The following is a 21595-nucleotide window of genomic DNA, read 5'->3' as shown; positions in this document are numbered from 1 at the left end:
ACCCACACCATGGCTCACTTACAGTTAGCCAGCGTGCTTTATGGCCTGCCCCGGCAGGTTGTGGACCCTCACATAACAATCAAGGATACGATCGTGACTAAAGTGCTCAAGCTGGCCACCGTTGCCGCCCTCACTCTCGCTGCCCTGTCTGCCCAGGCAGCCTCCCAGCCCGCAGTCATCTACGACACCGCAGGCAAATTCGACAAGTCGTTCAACGAAGCCGTGTTCCGCAATGGCGTCGAAGTCTACAACAAAGACAAAGGCGTCAAGGTCAAGGAGTTCGAACCCCAGAACGAAGCCCAGCGTGAGCAGGGTCTGCGTCGTCTGGCCAGCCGTGGCAACGGCCCGATCGTTGCCGTCGGCTTCAACATGGGTTCCGCGGTAGAGAAAGTAGCGACCGAGTTCCCGAAAACCCAGTTCACCATCATCGACATGGTGGTCGACAAGCCGAACGTCCAGTCCGTCATCTTCAAGGAGCATGAAGGTTCCTTCCTGGTGGGCGCCCTGGCTGCCATCGCCTCCAAGACCGGCAAGGTCGGCTTCGTGGGCGGCATGGACATCCCGCTGATCCGCAAGTTCGAGTGCGGCTACGAGCAGGGTGCCAAGTACGTCAATCCGAAGATCGAAGTGTTCCAAAACATGACCGGCTCCACCCCGGCGGCGTTTGCTGACCCGGCCAAGGGTGCCGAACTGGCCAAGTCCCAGTTCGCCAAGGGCGCCGACGTAGTCTATGCCGCCGCCGGCGGTACCGGCATCGGTGTTTACCAGGCCGCCAAGGACGAAGGCAAGCTGGCCATCGGCGTGGATTCCAACCAGAACCACCTGCAACCGGGCACCATGCTGACCTCCATGGTCAAGTCGGTTGGCCTGGCCGCCTACCAGACCTGGGATGACGCCGCCAAGGGCACCTGGAAACCGGGCATCAAGAACCTGGGCCTGGCCGAGGGTGGTGTGGATTGGGCACTCGACAAAGACAACGAGAAGCTGATCACCCCCGAGATGAAAGCCAAGGTGGACGCCATCAAGGCTGAAATCATCTCCGGCAAGGTCAAGGTGCACGACTACATGAGCGACAGCACCTGCAAATACTGAGTAACCGCTACTACTCTCAACCCAACGACCGGCCCGCACGGGCCGGTTTTTAGTCTCTTTTCATGACCCGCAAGGACTGCATCATGGACCAGACAGATCGCTATGCCATCGAATTAAGGGGTATCGATAAGCGGTTTGGCGAAGTGTACGCCAACAAGCAGATCGACCTTAAGGTTCGTAAAGGCAGCATTCACGGTATCGTCGGCGAAAATGGCGCCGGCAAGTCGACCCTGATGAGCATCATCTACGGTTTCTACCACGCCGACAAAGGCGAGATGTTCATCGACGGCAACCCGTTCAAACCCCATGGCTCACAAGATGCGATTGCCGCAGGCGTGGGCATGGTGCACCAGCACTTCATGCTGGTGAACAACTTCACGGTTTTGGAAAACGTCATCCTCGGCGCGGAAAACGGCTGGCACCTGGGCAAGAGCCTGGCGGCGGCCGAAAAGCTGCTGGGCGAACTGGCACGGGACTATGGTCTCGAAGTGCCGCTGCACGAGAAGGTCGAGGATCTGCCGGTGGGCCTGCAACAGCGGGTCGAGATCCTCAAGGCGCTCTATCGCGGCGCCCGCATCCTGATCCTGGACGAGCCGACCGGGGTTCTGACCCCGCAAGAGGCGGATCATCTGTTCGAGGTGCTCAAGAAGCTGCGCGATCAGGGCGCCACCATCATCCTCATCACCCACAAGCTGCGCGAGATCCTGGCCATCACGGATCAGGTCTCCATCATGCGCCGGGGTGAAATGGTGGCCCACGTCGCCACCAAGGATACCGACAAGGAGCAGTTGGCCGAACTGATGGTGGGCCGCAAGGTGCGCCTCAAGGTCGACAAGGGGCCGACCCAGCCGGGCGACGCCAAGCTCAAGGTCGATGGCCTCAGCTATGTGGACGACGCCAGGGTGGAGCGGGTCAAATCCGTCAGCTTCGAGGTGCGGGCCGGTGAAGTGGTCGGCATCGCCGGCGTCTCCGGCAACGGCCAGTCCGAGCTGCTCAGCCTGCTCGGCGGCATCCTCAAACCCAGCAAGGGCAGCTTCACCATCACCGGCGGCGGTCAGGCCCACGAAGTGAGCGTGAGCCACCCGGCCGACCCGGAGCGGGTGCGCAACTTCGGTCTCGGCCACGTGCCGGAAGACAGACACAAGATGGGGCTGATCAACCGCTTCGAGGCGAAAGAGGCCTTTATCCTTGGCTATCACCGCCGCCCCCAGTACAACAAGGGCTGGCTGCAGAACAAGGAGGCGATCCTGCAGGATTGCCAGGCCAAGATGGACAAGTGGGACGTGCGCCCGCCCCATCCCGAGCACAAGACCGCCAACTTCTCCGGCGGCAACCAGCAGAAGCTGGTGATCGCCCGGGAAGTGGAGCAGGACCCGGATGTGCTGCTGATCGGCCAGCCGACCCGCGGGGTCGACATCGGCGCCATCGAGTACATCCACCAGCAGATCATCGCCATGCGCGACAAGGGCAAAGCCGTGTTGCTGGTCTCGGTGGAGCTGGACGAGATCATGAGCCTCTCTGATCGCATCCTGGTCATCGCCGACGGTCGCATCGTCGGTGAGCTGGATGCCGCCAAGGCGGATGAACGCACCATCGGTCTGATGATGGCAAACATAGTTCCTGACGAGGTGGCGGCAAGCCAATCACAAGGAGCCACATCATGAAGGTCACAGCCACTTGTAACGGATTCGGCCTGCTGATGGTCAACCCCCCCGTCTCCGACCAGATTGCCAAGGAGGCTCGCCCATGAGCCAAGCACGTATTCCTGCCTGGATTTCCGTGGGCGTACTGCCCGCGGTCAACATCCTGCTGGCCTTCCTGGTGTCGGCCATCCTGTTCTACTACCTCGACATCAACCCGGTCGATGCCGCCGAGATCATGTGGTACGGCGCCTTCGGCACCGGTGAAGGGGTCGGTTTCACCCTCTACTACGCGACCGGCTTCATCTTTACCGGTCTGTCGGTGGCGGTGGCCTTCCACGCCGGTCTGTTCAACATCGGTGGCGAGGGGCAGGCCTATATCGGCGGCCTCGGCGTCGGTCTGGTCTGTCTGCTGCTGGGTGATTCCCTGCCGTTCGCCCTGCTGCTACCGCTGGCCATCATCGCCGGCGGCCTGTTCGGTGCGGCCTGGGCCTTCATCCCGGCCTGGCTGCAAGCCAAGCGCGGCAGCCACATCGTCATCACCACCATCATGTTCAACTTCATCGCCGCCTCCCTGATGGCCTACCTGCTGGTCGAGGTGTTCAAGCCGGCGGGCTCCATGGCCACCGAGAGCAAGGTGTTTGCCGAGGCGAGCTGGCTGCCGAAGATGAGCGAACTGGCGGGAGCATTCGGCATGGAAATGTCGAACAGCCCGCTCAACATCAGCTTCTTCTGGGCACTGCTCTGCGCGGCCCTGGTGTGGGTCTTCATCTGGCATACCCGCTGGGGCTACGAGATCCGCTCGGTCGGCGCCAGCCAGAGTGCGTCCGCCTATGCCGGTATCTCCTATCCCAAGGTGGTGATCCTGGCCATGGTGATCTCCGGCATGCTGTCGGGCTTCTTCGCCCTCAACGTGCTGCAGGGTGAACTGCACCAGATCAAGCTCAACTTCGTGGAAGGCTTCGGCTTCACCGGCATTGCGGTGGCGCTGATGGGGCGCAACCACCCGGTCGGCGTCATCATCGCCAGCCTGCTGTTCGGCTTCCTCTATCAGGGCGGCGCCGAGCTCAGCTTCGAGTTCGGGGTGGACCGCAACATAGTGGTGGTGTTGCAGGGTCTGGTGATCCTCTTCTGTGGCGCCCTTGAGCACATGATGCGTCCGCGCATCGAGCAGCTCTATCTGGCGTTTGCCAACCGCTCTGCGCAAGTCAAGGGGGCCTGATCATGTTCGAAATTCTGATCCTGATGCTGGATGCCACCATCCGTACCGCGCCACCACTCATTCTGGCGGCCATGGATGACAGGAATGTTCTGCGAGCAGAAGGGAGCATAAGCCATGTTTGAAATATTGATCCTGATGCTGGATGCTACCATCCGCACCGCGCCACCGCTGATCCTGGCGGCCATGGCCGGCATGTTCTGCGAGCGCTCCGGGGTGGTCAACATCGCCCTGGAGGGCAAACTGCTGGCGGCGGCGTTCGCCAGCGCGGCGGCGGCAGCCGTCTCCGGCTCTGCCTGGATTGGGCTGGGTGCCGGGGTGGGTGTCTCCATCCTGTTCGCCCTGATGCACGGCTTTGCCACCATCACCCACCGTGGTGATCAGGTGGTGAGCGGCATGGCCATCAACATCCTGGCGGCCGGCCTGACCGTCACCCTGGGTCGTTACTGGTTTGATCAAGGCGGTCAGACCCCGGCACTGTCCGGCGCGGCCCGCTTCGCCCCCATCGACCTGCCCTATGCCAAGGAGCTGTATGACGTGCCTGTCGTTGGCCAGCTCTACAGCGAGCTGCTGAGCGGCCACTCCCTGCTGGAGTACGTGGCGTTCGCCGCCGTGCCGCTGGCCTGGTGGGTGCTGTTCCGTACCCGCTTCGGCCTGCGCCTGCGGGCGGTGGGCGAGGCACCGGCAGCGGTCGATACCGCCGGTATCTCTGTGGTGCGCATGCGCTACACCGCGCTCATCATCGGCGGCCTGCTGGCCGGCATCGGCGGCACCTACCTGGCGGTGGCCCAGACTGCCCAGTTCATCCCCAACATGAGCGCGGGCAAGGGCTTCATGGCGCTGGCGGCGCTGGTGTTCGGCAAGTGGCGTCCCTGGAACGCCATGGCGGCCTGCCTGCTGTTCGGCTTCCTCGATGCGGTCGCCATCCGGCTGCAAGGGGTCAGCATCGGCGGTTTCCCGATCCCGGTGCAGGCCATCGAGGCGCTGCCCTACATCCTGACCGTGTTCCTGCTGGCCGGCTTCATCGGCAAGGCGGTGGCACCCAAGGCGCTCGGTACCCCCTACGTCAAAGAGCGGGAATAGTCCGCCCTTCATGCCATGCAAAAGGCCCGCACATGCGGGCCTTTTTTATTCAGCTGAACTCAGCCAACGGGGCGCACCAGCGCGGGCTGATGGGGATCGCTCAGCCGCTCCGTCAGATAGTCCACCAGCAGCCGCACCTTGGGGGAGAGGTGGCGGTTGTGGGGATAGAGGGCCCAGATCCCCTCCGCCGGCGCCCGCAGCTCGGGCAGCAGCTCGATAAGCTCGCCTTGGGCCAGGTGGTCGCTCACGTAGTAGTCCGGCAGCTGGATGATGCCGATCCCCTTGAGCGCCGCATCCAGCAGGGCGTGGCCGCTGTTGCAGTGCAGCAGGCCGTGCACCCGCACGCTGTGGGAGCGGCCATCCAGGGTGAAGTGCCACTCGTCGCTGTTGCCCACCAGGCAGGTGTGGCGGGTGAGCTCGGAGAGGCTGTTGGGCATGCCGTGGCGGGCGGTGTAGGCGGGCGAGGCGCACACATAGGGCACCCGCTGCGCCAGCTTGCGCGCCACCAGGCTGGAGTCCTTGAGGTGGCCGAGTCGCAGTGCCAGATCGTAACCCTCGTGCACCAGATCCAGCAGCTGGTTGGTGAGGTTGAGGGTCACCTCCAGCTGGGGAAAGCGCACCATGAAGTCGTTCACCAGCGGGGCGATGCGGCTCTCGCCGTAGGAGACCGGGGCCGTGATGCGCAGGGTGCCCTGCGGCACCGCCTGATGACGCCCCACCGCCAGCTCCGCCTCGTAGAGGTTGTCCAGCAGCTGGCGACAGTGGCGATAATAGATCTCGCCGAGCTCGGTGAGCCGCACCTGACGGGTGGTGCGCAGCAGCAGCTTGGCCTGCAGCCGATCCTCCAGCTGTGCCACCTGCCGGCTGACTTGCGCCACCGACACCCCCAGCTTGCGCGCCGCCGGGGTAAATCCCCCCTGCTCCGCCACGCTGACAAATTCACAGATCCCTTCCCAGCCGAACATTATTACCTGTCTGTAAAAGTGATTTCAGATTTTGCCTTATTATCACCAAATAAGCGGGAAACTACACTGGATGTCCGAACCCATTCTCCTCACCCTGCTCAACAATAAGGACATCCGTCATGGCACAGGTTCAAAGCATCAAGTGTAAGGCCGCCATCGCCTGGGGCCCGGGCCAGCCCCTCTCCATCGAAGAAGTCGAGGTCATGCCGCCCCAAGCCGGCGAAGTGCGGGTGCGCATCGTCGCGACCGGCGTCTGCCACACCGATGCCTTCACCCTCTCCGGTGAAGATCCGGAAGGGGTCTTCCCCTGCATCCTGGGTCACGAGGGGGGCGGCATCGTCGAATCCGTCGGCGAGGGCGTCACCAGCGTCAAGGTTGGCGATCACGTGATCCCGCTCTACACCCCCGAGTGCGGCGAGTGCAAGTTCTGCAAATCCGGCAAGACCAACCTGTGCCAGAAGATCCGCGCCACCCAGGGCAAGGGGCTGATGCCGGACGGCACCACCCGCTTCTCCAAGGATGGCCAGCCCATCTATCACTACATGGGCACCTCCACCTTCAGCGAGTACACGGTACTGCCCGAGATCTCCATCGCCAAGGTGGACCCGGCCGCCCCGCTGGAAGAGGTCTGTCTGCTCGGCTGCGGCGTCACCACCGGCATCGGCGCCGTGATGAACACCGCCAAGGTGAAAGAGGGTGAGAGCGTCGCCATCTTCGGGCTGGGCGGCATCGGCCTCTCCGCAGTGATCGGCGCTCGTCTGGCCAAGGCCGGCCGCATCATCGCCATCGACATCAACGAGAGCAAGTTCGAACTGGCCCGCAAGCTGGGCGCCACCGACTGCATCAACCCGAACGACTACGACAAGCCCATCCAGGAGGTGATCGTCGAGCTCACCGACGGCGGCGTCGACTTCTCGTTCGAGTGCATCGGCAACGTCAAGGTGATGCGCGCGGCGCTGGAGTGCTGCCACAAAGGCTGGGGCGAGTCGGTCATCATCGGCGTGGCCGGCGCCGGCCAGGAGATCAGCACCCGTCCGTTCCAGCTGGTCACCGGCCGGGTCTGGCGCGGCAGCGCCTTCGGCGGCGTGCGCGGTCGTAGCGAGCTGCCGAGCTACGTGCAGCGCTACATGCAGGGCGAGTTCAAGCTGGACGACTTCATCACCCACACCATGGGACTTGAGCAGATCAACGAGGCGTTCGATCTGATGCACGAAGGCAAGAGCATTCGCAGCGTCATCCACTACTGAGCATGATCACCCCGCCCGCCACCGTGGGCGGGGTGCAGGAGTTCCCCCGATGAATCTGGACATAATCAGCAGCAACAAGAGCTTCGGCGGCTGGCACAAGCGCTACAGCCACGCCTCCGAGGTGCTGGGTTGCGAGATGCGCTTCGCCATCTATCTGCCGCCCCAGGCCCTCACCGGCCAGAAGGTACCCGTGCTCTACTGGCTCTCCGGCCTCACCTGCACCGATGAAAACTTCATGCAGAAGGCGGGCGCCCAGCGCATCGCCGCCGAGCTCGGTATCGCCCTGGTAGCGCCGGACACCAGCCCGCGCGGTGAAGACGTCGCGGACGACCCCGGTTACGATCTCGGCATGGGCGCCGGCTTCTACGTCAACGCCACCCAGCATCCCTGGCGCGATCACTACCAGATGTACGACTACGTCACCCGCGAGCTGCCCGAGCTCATCGAGACCCACTTCCCGGTCTCGACGAAACGCGCCATCAGCGGCCACTCCATGGGCGGCCACGGGGCGCTCATCGCCGCCCTGCGCGAACCCGGTCGCTACCGCTCGGTGTCGGCCTTCAGCCCCATCAGCCACCCGAGCCGCTGCCCCTGGGGTCAGAAGGCGCTCGGCGCCTACCTCGGCAACAACCCCTTGCTGTGGCAGGAGTGGGACGCCTGCCAGCTGCTGCGCCACCACCCGGTGACGCCGCTGCCGACCCTGGTGGACGTGGGGCTGGACGATCCCTTCCTGGCCGAACAGCTGCACATCGACGCTCTGGCCGATGCGGCCGCCGGCAAGGAGTGGCCGCTGGAGCTCAACCGCCACCCTGGGTACGACCACAGCTACTACTTCGTGGCGAGCTTCATCGAGGCGCACCTGCGCTTTCACGCCCGCCACCTCTGATCGAAACAGGCCCGTGACGGGCCTGTTTTTTTCTGGTCGGTGGACAAAACCAGTCAGCTGCCCTGCCGGCTCACCTCGCCGGAGCCGGCGATCTCGCTCTGCAGCACGGGATCGCCCCAGTAGCTGACCGAGCCCGAGCCGGCGATGCCCACCTTGAGCCGATCCTGGGCCCTGACCTCCACGTCGCCGCTGCCGGCGATATTGACCTCCACCTCACGTCCCTTCAGCTCGGCCCCCAGCACATCCCCCGAGCCAGCGATGTTGAGCTCGACGGCCCTGGCCGTGCTGTTCCCCAGATCCAGGCTGCCTGCGCCCGCGATGTTGCCCTCCAGCCGATCCAGCTCGAGCCCGTCGGCGATGATGTCACCGACCCCGGCCACCGACAGCACCAGCGCCTCCCCCTTGAAGCCGCGCAGCTCGCCGTTGGCGACCCCTGCCAGCGCCAGCTCATGGAGCGCGGGCAGGGTGATGGTGATCTCCAGCGGCTCGGTCGGGTCGAGCCGGTAACCGTCCTTCACCTCGATCTCCAGCTTGTCGCCCCGCTCGCTCAGCACCAGGTAGGGCAGCAGGTTCTCCTGCCCACGGATGCGCAATCCGCGCGGCTCGCCGGCCACCAGATGGACGCTGGCAGGCACCCCGGCCAGCACCCGGGTCACCTGCCGGCCCACCCCGTGCTGCTGCTCGATCACGGCCCCCGCCCCGCTCACCCGGGTATCATCCAGCCAGCTGCACCCGCTGAGTCCGACCGCCAGCACCACGCCCATCATCCATTTCATCGCCACTCTCCTCATTGTGTATTGGCCAGTCGTGGCCCCTTGGTCAGCATCCAGTGCAAAGCCTGCGCCAGTTAATCAACTGCATGATTTAAAATAAAATATCTATTTTTACGCCACATGAGCACAACAAGTGGAGAGTCATTCAGACCATAATCTGGCGAATCTGACCATCCCCGAACGGGCAGGTGGACGACCGATTGGCGAGCCGTTCGCGGGGTCGCTATGCTGACAAGCCGTGGAAGTTTTTGGTTGCCGAGCCGGTCTGTTGAGCCAATAGTGGTACCTTGTGCGTACAAAGCTCTCCATTGCGGTAATGCCATTACCACTGTCTTGTCAGTCTTCACTGCCAACAAGGAGTCAGAGCGTGACCCAAGCCACTCTTCTCTATTCCACCGCCACCGGCCTGCCGGAACCGACCCGTACCCCGCTGCTGACCGGCAGCGATCCCGAACACAAGCGCCGCGAGCTGCTCGCCTACTTCTGCCAGACCTTCGATCTCTACGACTCACTGTTCGACTGCCTGGCCGACGAACGCGCCTGGTTTGACAAGGCGATCCCCCTGCGCCACCCGCTCATCTTCTACTACGGCCACACCGCCGCCTTCTTCATCAACAAGCTGCTGGCGGCCCGCCTCATCGAGGGTCGGCTCGACGCCCGCATCGAGGCCATGGTCGCCATCGGGGTGGACGAGATGAGCTGGGACGATCTGGACGAGACCCACTACGACTGGCCCGCCGTCAGCGAGCTGCGCGACTATCGCGGCCAGGTGCGCGCCCTGGTGTGTGATTTCATCGAACGGATGCCGCTCACCCTGCCCATCGACTGGCAGAGCCCGGCCTGGGTCATATTGATGGGGATAGAGCACGAACGCATCCACCTCGAGACCTCCAGCGTGCTGATCCGCCAGCTGCCGCTGGCCTGGGTGAGCAGCCAGCCCCAGTGGCCGGTGTGCCCCGAGGCGCGCCATCGCCGTGACGAGGTGCCCGCCAACACCCTGCTGCCGGTGGCCGGCGGCCGGGTGCGGCTCGGCAAACAGGACGCCACCTACGGCTGGGACAACGAATACGGCGAGCGCCACATCGAACTGGCCCCCTTCCAGGCCAGCCGCATGCTGGTGAGCAACGCAGAATTTTTCGACTTCGTGCAGGCGGGTGGCTACGAGAACCGCGCCTGGTGGGATGACGAAGGCTGGGGCTGGCGCCAGTATGCCAGGGCCCGCATGCCCACCTTCTGGGTCGGCGATCCCCTCGAACCCGAGCAACTGCAACTGCGGCTGATGACCGAGCAGGTCCCTATGCCCTGGGACTGGCCGGTGGAGGTGAACCAGCTGGAGGCCGCCGCCTTCTGTCGCTGGCAGGCAGCCCAGACCGGCCTGCCCGTCCAGCTGCCGAGCGAGGCGGAGTGGATGCTGCTGCGCGAACAGCTGACCGGCGATCAGCCGGACTGGATCGAGGCGCCCGGCAACATCAATCTGGCCCGCTTCGCGTCGTCCTGTCCGGTGGATGCCTGCCCGCAGGGCAGCTTCTTCGATCTGGTGGGCAACGTCTGGCAATGGACCAGCACCGCCATCGACGGCTTCGAGGGGTTCAAGGTGCATCCCCTCTACGACGACTTCTCCACACCCACCTTCGACGGCAAACACACTCTGATCAAGGGGGGCAGCTGGATCAGCACCGGCAACGAGGCGCTCAAGTCCTCCCGCTACGCCTTCCGCCGTCACTTCTTCCAGCATGCGGGTTTCCGCTATCTGGTCTCCCGCTATCAGGAGCCGGTCGTCGTCAACCCCTACGAGACCGACACGCTCGTCGCTCAGTATCTCGACTTCCAGTACGGGCCGACCCACTTCGGGGTCGCCAACTATGCCCAGACCCTGGCCGGCCTTGCCAGCGAGCTGTGCGGTCGCCATGAGCGGGCGCTCGACATCGGCTGCGCCACCGGCCGTGCCAGCTTCGAACTGGCGCGCCACTTCGCCCACGTGGACGGGGTCGACTACTCGGCCCGCTTCATCGACGTGGCGCTGGCGCTCGCCAGCCAGGACAGCTTCCGCTACGCGGTGCCGGTGGAAGGGGAGCTGGTGGAGTATTGCGAGGCGCGGCTCTCCCGCCATGATCTCGGCCGCCAACAGAGCGAGCGGATCCATTTCAGCCAGGGGGATGCCTGCAACCTCAAGCCCAAGTACGGCGACTACGACCTGGTGCTCGCCTCCAACCTGATCGATCGGCTGCGGGAACCCGCCCGCTTCCTGCGGGACATTGCTCCGCGCCTTCGCAGCGGCGGCCTGCTGGTGCTCACCAGCCCCTACACCTGGCTGACCGACTACACCCCCAAGGCCAACTGGCTCGGCGGTGTGCGCGAGAACGGCGAGGCCCTCGGCACCTATCAGGCGCTACAGCGGCTGCTGGCGGCGGAGTTCGAGGAGCAGATGCCCCCGAGGGATGTCCCCTTCGTCATCCGCGAGACCGCCCGCAAGTACCAGCACACGGTGGCCCAGCTCACCGTCTGGCGCAAACGCTGACGAGGCGGCAAACGAAAGAGGGAGGCCCATGGCCTCCCTCTTTTTTATCCGGACCGCTTACCCCTGCTGAACCTGGGACACGGACTCCTGCTCGTGGTAGCGACGGGCCAGCACGGCGCACACCATCAGCTGGATCTGGTGGAAGATCATCAGCGGCAGCACCATGACCCCGACGCTGGTGGCCGGGAACATGACGTTGGCCATCGGCACCCCGTTGGCCAGGCTCTTCTTCGAGCCGCAGAAGACGATGGTGATCTCGTCCGCCCTGTTGAAGCCGAGGCGGCGGCTGATCCAGATGTTCCAGCCCAGCACCAGCGCCAGCAGCACGCAGCTCAGCAGCACGATGCTGGCCAGATCGTACCAGCCTACTTGATGCCAGATCCCCTGCACCACTGCCTCGCTGAAGGCCACATAGACCACCAGCAGGATGGAACTCTGGTCAAGCTTGCCAATGAGTGGCCGGTGGCTGTCGACCCAGCGGCCGATGAGCGGGCGCGACAGGTGGCCCACCACAAACGGCAGCATCAGCTGCACCATGATGGCCTGAATGGAGTGCCAGGTATCGACCCCCTCCCCCTGCACATTGATCATCAGCCCCACCAGCACCGGCGAGAGGAAGATGCCGAGGATGCTGGAGGCCGAGGCGCTGCACATCGCCGCCGACACATTGCCGCCGGCCATGGAGGTGAAGGCGATGGCCGACTGCACGGTGGCGGGCAGGGCACAGAGGTAGAGGAAACCGAGGTAGATGGCCGGGCTCAACCAGTGGGGTACCAGCGGCGTGAGCAAGAGCCCCAGCAGCGGAAACAGCACGAAGGTGCTGGCCATCACCACCAGATGCAGCCGCCAGTGGCCGAGCCCCGCCAGCAGGTTCTGGCGCGACAGCTTGGCGCCATGCATGAAGAACAAGAGCGCCACCGCCAGCTTGGTCAGCAGACCGAACCAGACGGCCACCTGCCCCTCGCAGGGGAAGAAGGAGGCCAGGGCGACCACCACAATCAGTACAGAGGTAAAGGGATCCAGACGCACGAGCGGTCTCCGGTGAAAGCAGATCCCGTCCCCGCGCGGGGCCGGTGATCGGGGACGACAGGAAACACAACAGGAGCTGTGGCACAGCTCCTGTTGAAACGAATCCCCAGCTTACCCCGATAAGCGGGAGGCGCAAAGTTGAGCGACCCCTCTTTATCTGCCGGAAATTAAGCAAGCCCGGCTGGCCACCGGATCCGGCCAGCCTTGTGCTTCAACTCTGCTTGGCCAACTTGCCGCCGGCGGTGCCGGTGGCCTGCTTGCGGGCCTGGCGCTTCTCGAAGCGGGAGATCCACCAGTAGGCCAGCGCCGAGAAGACCGCGGTCATGAAGACGTTGATGAAGAAGGCGCGTACCAGATCCACCCCGCTCGGGAAGGCGGAGGCGCTCATGCTCACCACGAAAATGGCGATCAGCACAGACACCACCCCCATCCCGAACTTGCGCGATCCCATGCGGAACTCGCGCGGGGTGTCGTCATGTTTCCAGCGGAACACGAAGTAGGCCACCATGATGAAGATCGGCGGCAGCATGGCGGTACCGGCGGTGAGATTGATGGCGGTGTTCATCATGTGCTGCACCGATTCCGAGCCGAAGCCGTTGACCACCAGCATCACGAACACGAAGGCGAACTGCCACCAGGCGGCGCGTACCGGCACGCCGTGCTCGTTGAGCTGGGTGGTCTTCTCGCCGTAGACACCCTGCGGGATCTCGGAGAAGTGGATCTTCACCGGGGCCGAGGTCCACATCATCATGGAGCCGAACATGGCGATGAACAACACCACGCCGACGAAGCGGCCCACCAGCGCCTCCGACAGCTGGAAGTACTGGGCCATGCCGGTGAAGATCTCCACCATGCCGCCGGCATAGGTGAGGCTCTCGCGCGGCACGAACACGTTCACCAGCAGGGAACCGACCGCATACATGGCACCGATGACGATGCCGGCGCTGATGATCACCTTGATGAAGGATTTCTGGCCGCCCTTCACGTCATTGAGGTAGGCAGCCGCCGTCTCGGCACCGCCCGCCGCCTGGAAGATCCAGCACATGATGCCCAGCGTCGCCCAGTTGACGGTGGGAGTCATCGCCTCCAGGGTGATGGGCTGGGCCGGTACATGATCACCACTCAAAGCCATCAGGGCGCCCAGCACATAGATGGCGAACAGGGCAAACACCCCGTAGGCCACGATCTCGGCAATCTTGCCGAGCCAGCTCGCCCCCTTGGTGGAGATGTGGGTCGCCGCCGCAAACAGCACGATGGAGATGACCGAGGTGACCATGGGCGAGAAGCTGTATTCATAGCCCAGCATGGCGTAGGAGGCGTAGGCGATGACGTTGGGCAGCAGGGAGACGAACCAGAACAGGTTCACGAACCAGTAGAGAAACGAGCCCAGATAGGCCATCCGGGTGCCGAGCGGTTTCTTGAGCCAGTCGTACATGCCCGACTCGGAGTTTTTGTTGGCCGAGACGAACTCGGCGATGATGAAGACGAACGGGATGAAGTAGACCAGGGTCGCCAGCAGGAAGATGGGGGCGGAACTGAGCCCCAGCTCGATGTTGTTGTTGACGATGTTGCGCACGTTGAACACGGCGGCAAAGGTCATCGACAACAGGGCAAACTTGCCTATGGTGCCGCGTACGGATTCAGACATGGTGTCCTCCAGTGGACTCGCGTTCCCTGCGGGTAACGCTGTGACTCTGTGATGTGTTTGGCAAGGGTCTGTCGGCCCCGCGCTTTACTCTCTTGTTATGATCGGGCCGCTTGGACGGCCTCGTTGCTGAACCGGTGCAATCTCACCGCACCGGCTCGCAATACCAGTCAGACGATCGGTGTGCCCGGCGCCATCGGCACCCGCGGCTGCAACAGCACGCTCTGGCTCTCGTCCGGGGTCTCGGCGCACAGCAACATGCATTCGGATCGCTCGCCGCGCATCCTGGTGGGCTTGAGGTTGGTCAGCACCACTACCTCGCTGCCCATCAGCTCCTCTTCGCTGTAGTGGGGCACCAGACTGGTGACGGTCTGCAGCGACCGCTCGCCACCCACGTCGATCTGGACGATATAGAGTTTGTCGGCCCCGGGGTGGCGCACCACCTCCAGCACCTTGCCCACCTTCATCTCGACCCGCTTGAATTCGGCAAACTCGATCGTCTCGCTCATGCTCTTTTCCTTTTCTGGTTCAACGGTTTGCGGGTGGCCAACGGCCACCCGGTTTTATTCGGATTCAATGCAGTGCCTATGGCGTCTGCATGGCAACCTGCGCCGCCGGCTGGGCCTCTTTCGCACGCGCCTCGGCGCTGAGGGAGGCCTCGTATCGGTTGTACTTCCACCAGGCAAAGCCCAGGAAGATCACGATGCCGCCCACGTTGTAGAAGATGATGGTCATGATGTCGGCGCCAGTCGGGAAGGTGGAGGCGAGGAAGCCCACCGAGAAGATGGCGATCAGCACCGACACCACGGCGATGCCGGTGGTGCGCGAACCCATCTTGAACTCCCGCGGCAGGTGGTCGAGCTTCAGACGCAGATTGAGGTAGGCCAGCATGATGAACAGTGGCGGCAGCATGGAGGCGGCAGCGGTCATGTTGATGACGGTGTTCATCAGATCCTGCGCGGTGTTGGAGCCCAGGGTCGGGATCACCATCAGCGGCAGCACGATGAGGTACTGGATCCAGGCTGCCCGGGCGGGCACGCCGTTCTCGTTCAGCTCGACCGTCTTCTTGCCGAAGATGCCGGCCGGGATCTCGGAGAAGAAGATCTTCACCGGGGTCGCGGTCCACATCAGCAGGGAACCGAACATGGCGGTGAAGGAGACCAGCCCGACGAAGCGGTTCATCAGGATCTCCGGCAGGCCGAAGTAAGCTGCCAGCCCTTCAAACACCTGCACCGAGCCGCCGGTATATTTCAGGGTGTCGCTGTGGACGAACACGTTGATCAACAGTGATGCGATGGAGTAGAGCACCCCGATAAAGATCCCGGCGACGATGATCACCTTCACGAAGGATTTGGAGCCCCCCTTCACATCATTGACGTAGACCGCCACCGACTCGGCGCCACCGGCTGCCATAAAGATCCAGGTAGTGATGCCCAGGAACGCCCAGCTGAAATCGGGGATCATGGCCTCTACCGTGATGGGGTCAGCCGGTTGCACGCCGCCCACCAGTGCCGCACCCGCCAGCAGGATGTAGGAGAGGGTCAGCAGCAGCATCAGGGACGAGGTCACCGAGGTGATGGGGCCCAGCATCTTGGCACCGTTGGTGGAGACGTAGGTGGCAAAGGCAAACAGCACCATGCTCAAGGCCGTGGTCGCCACCGGGGTGAGAATGTACTCGTAGCCGAGGAAGGCATAGGAGGCGTAGGCGATGACCCGCGGCAGCAAGGAGGTGAAGAAGAAGAGGTTCACGAACCAGTAGGTGTAGGCGGAGATAAAGGCCCAGCGACCGCCGAGGGAACTCTTCACCCAGGCATACACCCCCGCTTCGGAGTTTTTGTTCAGTGATACGAACTCCGCAATGATGAGGCAAAACGGAATGAAGTAAAAAATGGTGGCCAGAAAGAACATCGGGGCCGAGGCCAGACCGATTTCGATGTTGTTGTTGATGACGTTGTTGAAGCTGAATACCGCCGCGAAGGTGAGCGACAGCAGACCAAACTTGCCTATCGTATTGCGTTTGGAATCAGACATGGTGCATCTCCAGACCTGTAGTTATTGCAGCGAAAGGGCGGGGCATTAGTTGTAGGGTGAGCCCCGCCCTTCCGGCTTTTGTCAGTGCAGAACCGGCGGCTTGTTATTTGTTTTTGAAGTAGCCGCCTTCGACGGTGACCTTGATGATCAGCTTGCGCACCGGGCTGTCGCCTGCGAACCGGTAGGCCTCGTCGTTCTCGAAGATCACCACCTGACCGTTGCCGACTTGCTGGCGCTCGCGCACCTCACCAGCCAGCCACTCGCGGTCGGTGGTGTCGTCATAGGCCTGCTCGACCTGCAACTCCGACTTGGGGGCCCACTCCACCGTCTCTGCCCCTTCCAGGTAGTAGTGAACGTCGAAGTAGCGGCGCTGCCCCTCGAACAGTGAGGTGGCCGGGCTGGCCCCCTCCTGCAAGCGGTAGGTGAGGGAGTCACCGATGGAGTGGCAGATGCCGGGCTTGAGGTTCGGCAGGTTGTCGATGGCCTCCACGCAGCGGCCCCACTTCTTGCCCTCCCGGTAGATGTTTTTGAACAGGGTCAGGTTGTCCAGGGTGATCATGCGAGGTTCCTCCCGCCGTTGATGGTGAGATCGAGCCCGGCCAGCGCAACCGGATTGAGGTTGCCACGGGCAATGGGCAGCAGGGTCAGACCGAAGCTGAACGGCTCGAAGCGCACCCGCCAGGAGTCCAGCACCTCGGAGCCCCAGGAGTTAGAGCCTAGCCCCAGCACCTTGTGATCCAGATTGAGGGTGAGATAACCGCAGGGCTCCAGCTCGTTGATGTGCTGCGCCGCGTGGATATGCTCCCAGCTGTAGGGCCAGACGCTCAGGTTGATGGGGGCATCGGGTCGCACGTAGAGACCGGCGCCGTGGCGGTTGGTCAGGGTCGCCCAGCGCACCTGCTGGCGGTTGCCATTGTCCTGCGGGAAGGGGTAGTGCTCCCACATCTCGCTGACTGTGCTCTGGAAGCTGTCGATCCAGTTGCTCTGGCGGCTGTCCTGATAGTTTTCACCCGGCCCCATGCCGTAGTAGTGCACCCGGTCGAGATCCTGACGAATGCCCAGCTCGAAGCCGATCTTGGGAATGATGTCGTCATAACCGCCGTAGGGCTGACCGGACAGAGCTACGTGCAGCTGGCCGTTCGGGCTCAGGGTGTAGACGTAGCGGCAGCGCATGCCGAAGTCGAACACCGGCGGCGCGATCAGGCTCTCCACCGTCACCTCGACCGCATCACCCAGTTGGCGCCAGCTTAAGGTGCGGAAGTGCTCCTGCATGATCTGCAGGTGATTCGGGTGCCACAGGCTTTCGTACTCCTGCTTGTGGTTGTCGATCATCGGCTTGAAGAAGGTGAGGCGCGGCGAGCGCTCGATAAGCTCATTGCCATCCTGCTGCCAGCTCACCAGCTTGCCGTCGAGGCGCGAGAAACGCAGGGCGAAGCCGCTGCCGCTCAAGGTCAGCGCGAGGCGCTCGTCGGCAATCTGCAACGCCGTGGCATTGGGATTGGCAAAGGGCTGCAGCTGACGAGTCGATGCCTTCAGCTGGAACTGGTACTGGCCCAGCTCGTGCTCCGCCGCGCTGTAGCGGGTAGCGCTGGCCTTGATGACCCGCAGCTGGACGAAGGTTTCCCGCCCATCTAAAGAGGGCAGCTCGAGTTGCAGCTCGGTGGTGGCACCGGGAGCCACCCCTTCCAGCCGGATCTGCTGGCTGGCCAGCAGTTCGCCCTCTGCCTTCACCTCGACCAGCAGACGGATGTCGTCGAGAGTGGAGAACCAGTAACGGTTTTCCACTTCCAGCTTGCCGCTCGCCAGATCCAGAGCGCGCACCTTGACCGGGCAGATCACCTGCTTGTATTCGCGCAGGCCAGGCCCCGGGGTTTGATCCGGATAGATGAGGCCATCCATGCAGAAGTTGTAGTTGTTGGGGTAGTCGCCGTAGTCGCCGCCGTACTTGTAAACGGGGCGACCCTGCTCGTCCTGATCCAGAATGCCGTGATCGCACCACTCCCAGATGTAGTGACCCTGAATGTGGGGATGACGGTCGAACACCTGCTGGTATTCGCTGAGGCCACCCGGGCCGTTGCCCATGGCGTGGGCGTATTCGCAGAGGATGCGCGGCTTCTCCATCGGGAACTCGCCGAAGCAGTTCATCTGGGAGACGCGGGAATACATGGTGCTCACCACATCCACCACCTCGGCATCGCGATCCTCTTCGTAGTGCACCAGCCGGGTCGGGTCGAGCTCCTTGCAACGCTGGTACATGGCTCTGATGTTGCAGCCGTAGCCGGACTCGTTGCCCAGCGACCAGATGATGATGGAGGGGTGGTTTTTCTGGGCGTGCACGTGGCGCTCGATGCGATCCACGAACACCGGCTCCCAGCAGGGGTCATCGGTGATACGGCTGAGATCGCCGACGTTGGCAAAGCCGTGGGTCTCCACGTCGGTCTCCGCCATCACGAACAGGCCGTACTGGTCGCACAGCTCGTAGAAGCGCGGGTCGTTCGGGTAGTGGGCGGTACGTACAGAGTTGAGGTTGTGCTGCTTCATCAGCACGATATCGCGTTCAACACGATCCATGCCGACCGCGCGGCTCTTGAGGTGGTCGTTGTCGTGGCGGTTCACCCCGTGCAGCTTGAGGTAGTGGCCGTTGACGTAGAAGAGCCCATCTTTGACCTTGATTTCACGCACCCCGACCCGCTGCGGGATCACTTCCAGCAGCTCGCCCTGACCGTTGTAGAGGGAGAGCTGCAGCTGATAGAGGTAAGGGTCTTCGGCACTCCACAGATGGGGATTGGCCAGATCCAGCGTGAAGCGGCAATCACACTTGCCATCGATGGCGAGATGGTCGAGCGAGCCGCTGGCGATCTCGCTGCCCTGATCCAGCAGCGACCAGACCAGACGGTGATCAGAGGCCGCCGCCCCCAGATTTTCCAGCTGAATGTCGCAGCTCAGGGTGGCGCTTTGATTGTCATCGGCCAGCGCAGTGCGGATGAAGAAGTCCTGCACATGGGCGGCCGGTTTGCCCACCAGATAGACGTCGCGGAAGATCCCCGCCATCCACCACATGTCCTGATCTTCGATATAGGTGGAGTCGGCCCACTGCATCACCCGCACCGACAGCAGGTTCTCGCCAATGTTAACGTAGGCACTGATATCGAACTCGGCGGTGAGGCGACTGCCTTTGCTGAAACCGACGTAGTGGCCGTTCACATAGACCTCGAAGTAGGTTTCCACCCCGTCAAATTTGATGATCACCTGCTCGCCATCCCAGGCCGGGCTCAGCGTGAAGCTGCGCTGATAAGCGCCGGTGGGGTTGCTGGTCGGCACGAAGGGCACGTCGATGGGGAAGGGAAAACCTTCGTCGGTGTACTGCAGCTGACCATGCCCTTCCATCTGCCACATGTTGGGCACGGTGATCTGGCCCCATTCGCTCATGGGGCTGTGATAGAAGGCCTCCGGCACCTGCAGGGGATGCTCGAAGTAGTGGAACTGCCACTGGCCGCTAAGGCTCAGAAAACGGCGGCTCAGCTCGCGCTGCATGGTGGCAGCCAGCGCGTGGTCGGCATAAGAGAAGAAGTAGGCGCGCGGAGCCAGCCTGTTTTCACCAACGAATTGGACGTTTTCCCAGTTATTCACATGTCCTCCCGGAACAAGGCAACGTTAACTGGGTAAACCTTAGATAAACATTTACTAAATATCAGCTTTGGATCGGTAAAGTTTTAACCTGATCACAATGCATGGATGGTTTTGTGAGCGAGATCAGAAGCGGGAGATAAAGGAGAGCAAACTATAGAGGAGTGGCATGGATGTTGATAACAGCTGGCTAAACTGGAATAAAATCAACTATAAAACAATATGATATGGCGTCATGGGATGACATGGTAAAGATGTTTGCTTGGGAGAAGTGTCGCACCACCGCAAGATGGTGCGACTAAAAAGCAGATTTTTTTACTAAAATAAGCGGGTGGTGCCGCGCAGGGTCAACTTGCTCGGTACCAACACTCGGAGTGGAATATCCCGCTCGTCCCGCAGCCGTTCAACCAGCAGGTTGACCCCCTGGGAGCCCATCAACTCGGAGTGGATCCGCACCGTGGAGAGCGGCGGGAAGGTGAACTTGGCGGTCGGGATATCGTTGACGCTGATAAGCTCGATCTGCTGGGGAATCGCCAGTCCCTTCTCATGGATGGCACGCAGCACACCGATGGCGATGGAGTCGGAGGCAACGAACAGCGCCTTGGGCCAATCTCTCGCCAGCATCTCTTTGGCCAACTTGTAACCGGAGGCGCTGGAGAAGTCCCCACGATAGAGATCGCTCTCCTGCACCACACCGAGGCGCTGACCGTAGTCGAGGAAGGCCAGCTCGCGCAGATCCGGGCCATCATCCTGGCCGCCGATATAGCCGATGCGCTGATGTCCCTGGGCGATGAAGAAGTCCACTACCTGCTGGCTGATCAGCGCCAGATCCACGTCAATCGAGTCAAAGTCCCCCTGAGAACGGCAATCCACGAACACCAGCTGGGCAGAGAGGGAGTGGAGCGCGGCGAGACGCTCTGCAGGCAGATGTCCGATGACCAGGATACCGTCGACGGCGGAGAGATCGCGCCCCTCGGCACCGTTGTAGCAGTGGGTCAGCTCGATGTTGAGCCGGGCGCACTGGGTCTCGATGCCATAGCGGATGGCCAGATAATAGGGGTCGTTGACCTCGGTGCTCTGCGGGTAGGCATAGACCGCCAGGAAGTGCAGTTTGCTCTTGTGAACCCCTTTGCGGGCACCGCTGGTCTTGTACTCCAGCCGCTCGGCGATCTCGAAGATCTTCTGCTTGGTCTCTTCCTTGACGCTCAGCGTCGGATCTTCATTGAGCACCCGCGACACGGTAGCTTGGGAAACCCCCGCCTCCAGTGCAATTTCCTTCAACGTGGCCATGCATACTCCTCTGGCGATGACTCCCGACAATACCAGACCAAGAGTAACGGGCAACGTGCTGACATCCCAGCATTTTTACTAAAAGAACCCCATCAGGTCGGCAAAATTCCAATGCAAAAAGGCCTCCCGAATGGGAGGCCTCTTCTAAATAGGTGCCTGACAGTGTCCTACTCTCGCATGGCGAATGCCACACTACCATCGGCGCTACCGCGTTTCACTTCTGAGTTCGGCATGGGATCAGGTGGTTCCACGGCGCTATTGCCGTCAGGCAAAAGCTTTACTACTTCAATAATGGTGCTGATACCCAGAGTCGAACTGGGGACCTCATCCTTACCAAGGATGCGCTCTACCAACTGAGCCATATCAGCACACTAACCGGTAAAGACCGCACTGTGTGCGCTATCTAAATCTTTTGTCCAACACAACCTGACGTTGTATCGCGACCAACCACATCGCTGTGATTGCTTAATTGATGCCTGGCAGTGTCCTACTCTCGCATGGCGAATGCCACACTACCATCGGCGCTACCGCGTTTCACTTCTGAGTTCGG

At 62.4% G+C, this 21595-nt stretch carries 16 protein-coding genes, 1 tRNA gene, 1 rRNA gene and 1 pseudogene; 8 read left to right on the top strand and 11 right to left on the bottom strand.

Annotation, left to right across the window (positions count from 1 at the left end):
• Window positions 1–93: 93 nt before the first annotated feature.
• The 5 genes and pseudogenes from PG899_RS09340 to PG899_RS09325 all read left to right on the top strand — a co-directional run bounded on the left by PG899_RS09340 (window position 94) and on the right by PG899_RS09325 (window position 5034).
• A complete protein-coding gene (locus tag PG899_RS09340; protein WP_024944638.1) occupies window positions 94–1092 on the top strand; it encodes a BMP family lipoprotein in 999 nt (332 codons plus the stop codon).
• Between the two features lie 83 nt (window positions 1093–1175).
• A complete protein-coding gene (locus PG899_RS09335; RefSeq protein WP_029302435.1) occupies window positions 1176–2756 on the top strand; it encodes an ABC transporter ATP-binding protein in 1581 nt (526 codons plus the stop codon).
• A gap of 82 nt (window positions 2757–2838) precedes the next feature.
• Window positions 2839–3954 carry an ABC transporter permease gene (locus PG899_RS09330; protein ID WP_005307647.1) on the top strand — a complete coding sequence of 372 codons (1116 nt, stop codon included), beginning with the start codon at window positions 2839–2841 and terminating at the stop codon, window positions 3952–3954.
• 2 nt (window positions 3955–3956) lie between these two features.
• Window positions 3957–4059, top strand: a pseudogene (locus PG899_RS24275) (ABC transporter permease); the annotation flags it as partial.
• Window positions 4060–4068: 9 nt separating this feature from the next.
• The gene (locus PG899_RS09325) at window positions 4069–5034 is read left to right on the top strand and encodes an ABC transporter permease (protein WP_024943032.1); all 966 of its coding nucleotides are present in this window, start codon (window positions 4069–4071) and stop codon (window positions 5032–5034) included.
• A 59-nt stretch (window positions 5035–5093) separates the two neighbouring features.
• Here the strand turns inward: PG899_RS09325 and PG899_RS09320 are convergent, their stop codons facing one another.
• Window positions 5094–5999, bottom strand: a complete 906-nt coding sequence (locus PG899_RS09320; protein ID WP_077095867.1) for a LysR substrate-binding domain-containing protein — start codon at window positions 5997–5999, stop codon at window positions 5094–5096.
• Between the two features lie 119 nt (window positions 6000–6118).
• Between PG899_RS09320 and PG899_RS09315 the strand changes: the two genes are divergently transcribed.
• Window positions 6119–7246 (top strand): S-(hydroxymethyl)glutathione dehydrogenase/class III alcohol dehydrogenase, encoded by a 1128-nt coding sequence (locus PG899_RS09315; RefSeq protein WP_005307638.1) that lies wholly within the window; start codon window positions 6119–6121, stop codon window positions 7244–7246.
• 49 nt (window positions 7247–7295) lie between these two features.
• Window positions 7296–8132, top strand: a complete 837-nt coding sequence (gene fghA / locus PG899_RS09310) for an S-formylglutathione hydrolase (RefSeq protein ID WP_029302433.1) — start codon at window positions 7296–7298, stop codon at window positions 8130–8132.
• A 53-nt stretch (window positions 8133–8185) separates the two neighbouring features.
• On the opposite strand, the gene PG899_RS09305 is transcribed toward fghA, so the two are convergent.
• A complete protein-coding gene (locus PG899_RS09305; protein ID WP_041217237.1) occupies window positions 8186–8908 on the bottom strand; it encodes a head GIN domain-containing protein in 723 nt (240 codons plus the stop codon).
• A gap of 364 nt (window positions 8909–9272) precedes the next feature.
• On the opposite strand from PG899_RS09305, the gene ovoA reads away from it, so the two are divergent.
• The gene (gene ovoA / locus PG899_RS09300) at window positions 9273–11423 is read left to right on the top strand and encodes a 5-histidylcysteine sulfoxide synthase (protein ID WP_077095868.1); all 2151 of its coding nucleotides are present in this window, start codon (window positions 9273–9275) and stop codon (window positions 11421–11423) included.
• Window positions 11424–11480: 57 nt separating this feature from the next.
• Here the strand turns inward: ovoA and PG899_RS09295 are convergent, their stop codons facing one another.
• The 9 genes from PG899_RS09295 to PG899_RS09255 all read right to left on the bottom strand — a co-directional run bounded on the left by PG899_RS09295 (window position 11481) and on the right by PG899_RS09255 (window position 21413).
• The gene (locus tag PG899_RS09295) at window positions 11481–12452 is read right to left on the bottom strand and encodes a bile acid:sodium symporter family protein (protein ID WP_077095869.1); all 972 of its coding nucleotides are present in this window, start codon (window positions 12450–12452) and stop codon (window positions 11481–11483) included.
• A gap of 211 nt (window positions 12453–12663) precedes the next feature.
• Window positions 12664–14100, bottom strand: a complete 1437-nt coding sequence (locus PG899_RS09290) for an amino acid permease (RefSeq protein WP_190283816.1) — start codon at window positions 14098–14100, stop codon at window positions 12664–12666.
• 167 nt (window positions 14101–14267) lie between these two features.
• Window positions 14268–14606, bottom strand: a complete 339-nt coding sequence (locus PG899_RS09285; RefSeq protein WP_179101376.1) for a tRNA-binding protein — start codon at window positions 14604–14606, stop codon at window positions 14268–14270.
• Between the two features lie 76 nt (window positions 14607–14682).
• Window positions 14683–16128, bottom strand: a complete 1446-nt coding sequence (locus PG899_RS09280; RefSeq protein WP_043163427.1) for an amino acid permease — start codon at window positions 16126–16128, stop codon at window positions 14683–14685.
• Between the two features lie 103 nt (window positions 16129–16231).
• Window positions 16232–16687 carry a beta-galactosidase subunit beta gene (locus PG899_RS09275; protein WP_043163429.1) on the bottom strand — a complete coding sequence of 152 codons (456 nt, stop codon included), beginning with the start codon at window positions 16685–16687 and terminating at the stop codon, window positions 16232–16234.
• Entirely contained in the window at window positions 16684–19758 is a 3075-nt protein-coding gene (gene ebgA, locus PG899_RS09270; protein ID WP_077095871.1) for a beta-galactosidase subunit alpha, read from the bottom strand. The genes PG899_RS09275 and ebgA overlap by 4 nt, the downstream gene beginning before the upstream one ends.
• Window positions 19759–20073: 315 nt before the next feature.
• Window positions 20074–21045, bottom strand: coding sequence for a transcriptional regulator EbgR (ebgR, locus tag PG899_RS09265; RefSeq protein ID WP_077095872.1), 972 nt, complete (start codon window positions 21043–21045; stop codon window positions 20074–20076).
• A 154-nt stretch (window positions 21046–21199) separates the two neighbouring features.
• A 5S ribosomal RNA gene (gene rrf / locus PG899_RS09260) occupies window positions 21200–21314 on the bottom strand.
• 23 nt (window positions 21315–21337) lie between these two features.
• Window positions 21338–21413 (bottom strand) — tRNA-Thr (locus PG899_RS09255).
• Between the last annotated feature and the right edge of the window lie 182 nt (window positions 21414–21595).

Origin of the sequence: Aeromonas sp. QDB39, from assembly GCF_027707585.1 — a bacterium.
Classification (GTDB): domain Bacteria; phylum Pseudomonadota; class Gammaproteobacteria; order Enterobacterales; family Aeromonadaceae; genus Aeromonas; species Aeromonas hydrophila.
Note: the sequence above shows the minus strand (reverse complement) of the source record. Positions and strands in the feature narration are given on the sequence as shown.

What these genes read in the sequence shown, in the direction of transcription:
- PG899_RS09330 (WP_005307647.1), top strand. Translation starts at nt 2,839, where the DNA reads ATGAGCCAAGCACGTATTCCTGCCTGGATTTCCGTGGGCGTACTGCCC.
- fghA (WP_029302433.1), top strand. Translation starts at nt 7,296, where the DNA reads ATGAATCTGGACATAATCAGCAGCAACAAGAGCTTCGGCGGCTGGCAC.
- PG899_RS09315 (WP_005307638.1), top strand. Translation starts at nt 6,119, where the DNA reads ATGGCACAGGTTCAAAGCATCAAGTGTAAGGCCGCCATCGCCTGGGGC.
- PG899_RS09305 (WP_041217237.1), bottom strand. Translation starts at nt 8,908, where the DNA reads ATGAAATGGATGATGGGCGTGGTGCTGGCGGTCGGACTCAGCGGGTGC.
- PG899_RS09280 (WP_043163427.1), bottom strand. Translation starts at nt 16,128, where the DNA reads ATGTCTGATTCCAAACGCAATACGATAGGCAAGTTTGGTCTGCTGTCG.
- PG899_RS09325 (WP_024943032.1), top strand. Translation starts at nt 4,069, where the DNA reads ATGTTTGAAATATTGATCCTGATGCTGGATGCTACCATCCGCACCGCG.
- ebgR (WP_077095872.1), bottom strand. Translation starts at nt 21,045, where the DNA reads ATGGCCACGTTGAAGGAAATTGCACTGGAGGCGGGGGTTTCCCAAGCT.
- PG899_RS09335 (WP_029302435.1), top strand. Translation starts at nt 1,176, where the DNA reads ATGGACCAGACAGATCGCTATGCCATCGAATTAAGGGGTATCGATAAG.
- PG899_RS09285 (WP_179101376.1), bottom strand. Translation starts at nt 14,606, where the DNA reads ATGAGCGAGACGATCGAGTTTGCCGAATTCAAGCGGGTCGAGATGAAG.
- PG899_RS09320 (WP_077095867.1), bottom strand. Translation starts at nt 5,999, where the DNA reads ATGTTCGGCTGGGAAGGGATCTGTGAATTTGTCAGCGTGGCGGAGCAG.
- PG899_RS09290 (WP_190283816.1), bottom strand. Translation starts at nt 14,100, where the DNA reads ATGTCTGAATCCGTACGCGGCACCATAGGCAAGTTTGCCCTGTTGTCG.
- PG899_RS09275 (WP_043163429.1), bottom strand. Translation starts at nt 16,687, where the DNA reads ATGATCACCCTGGACAACCTGACCCTGTTCAAAAACATCTACCGGGAG.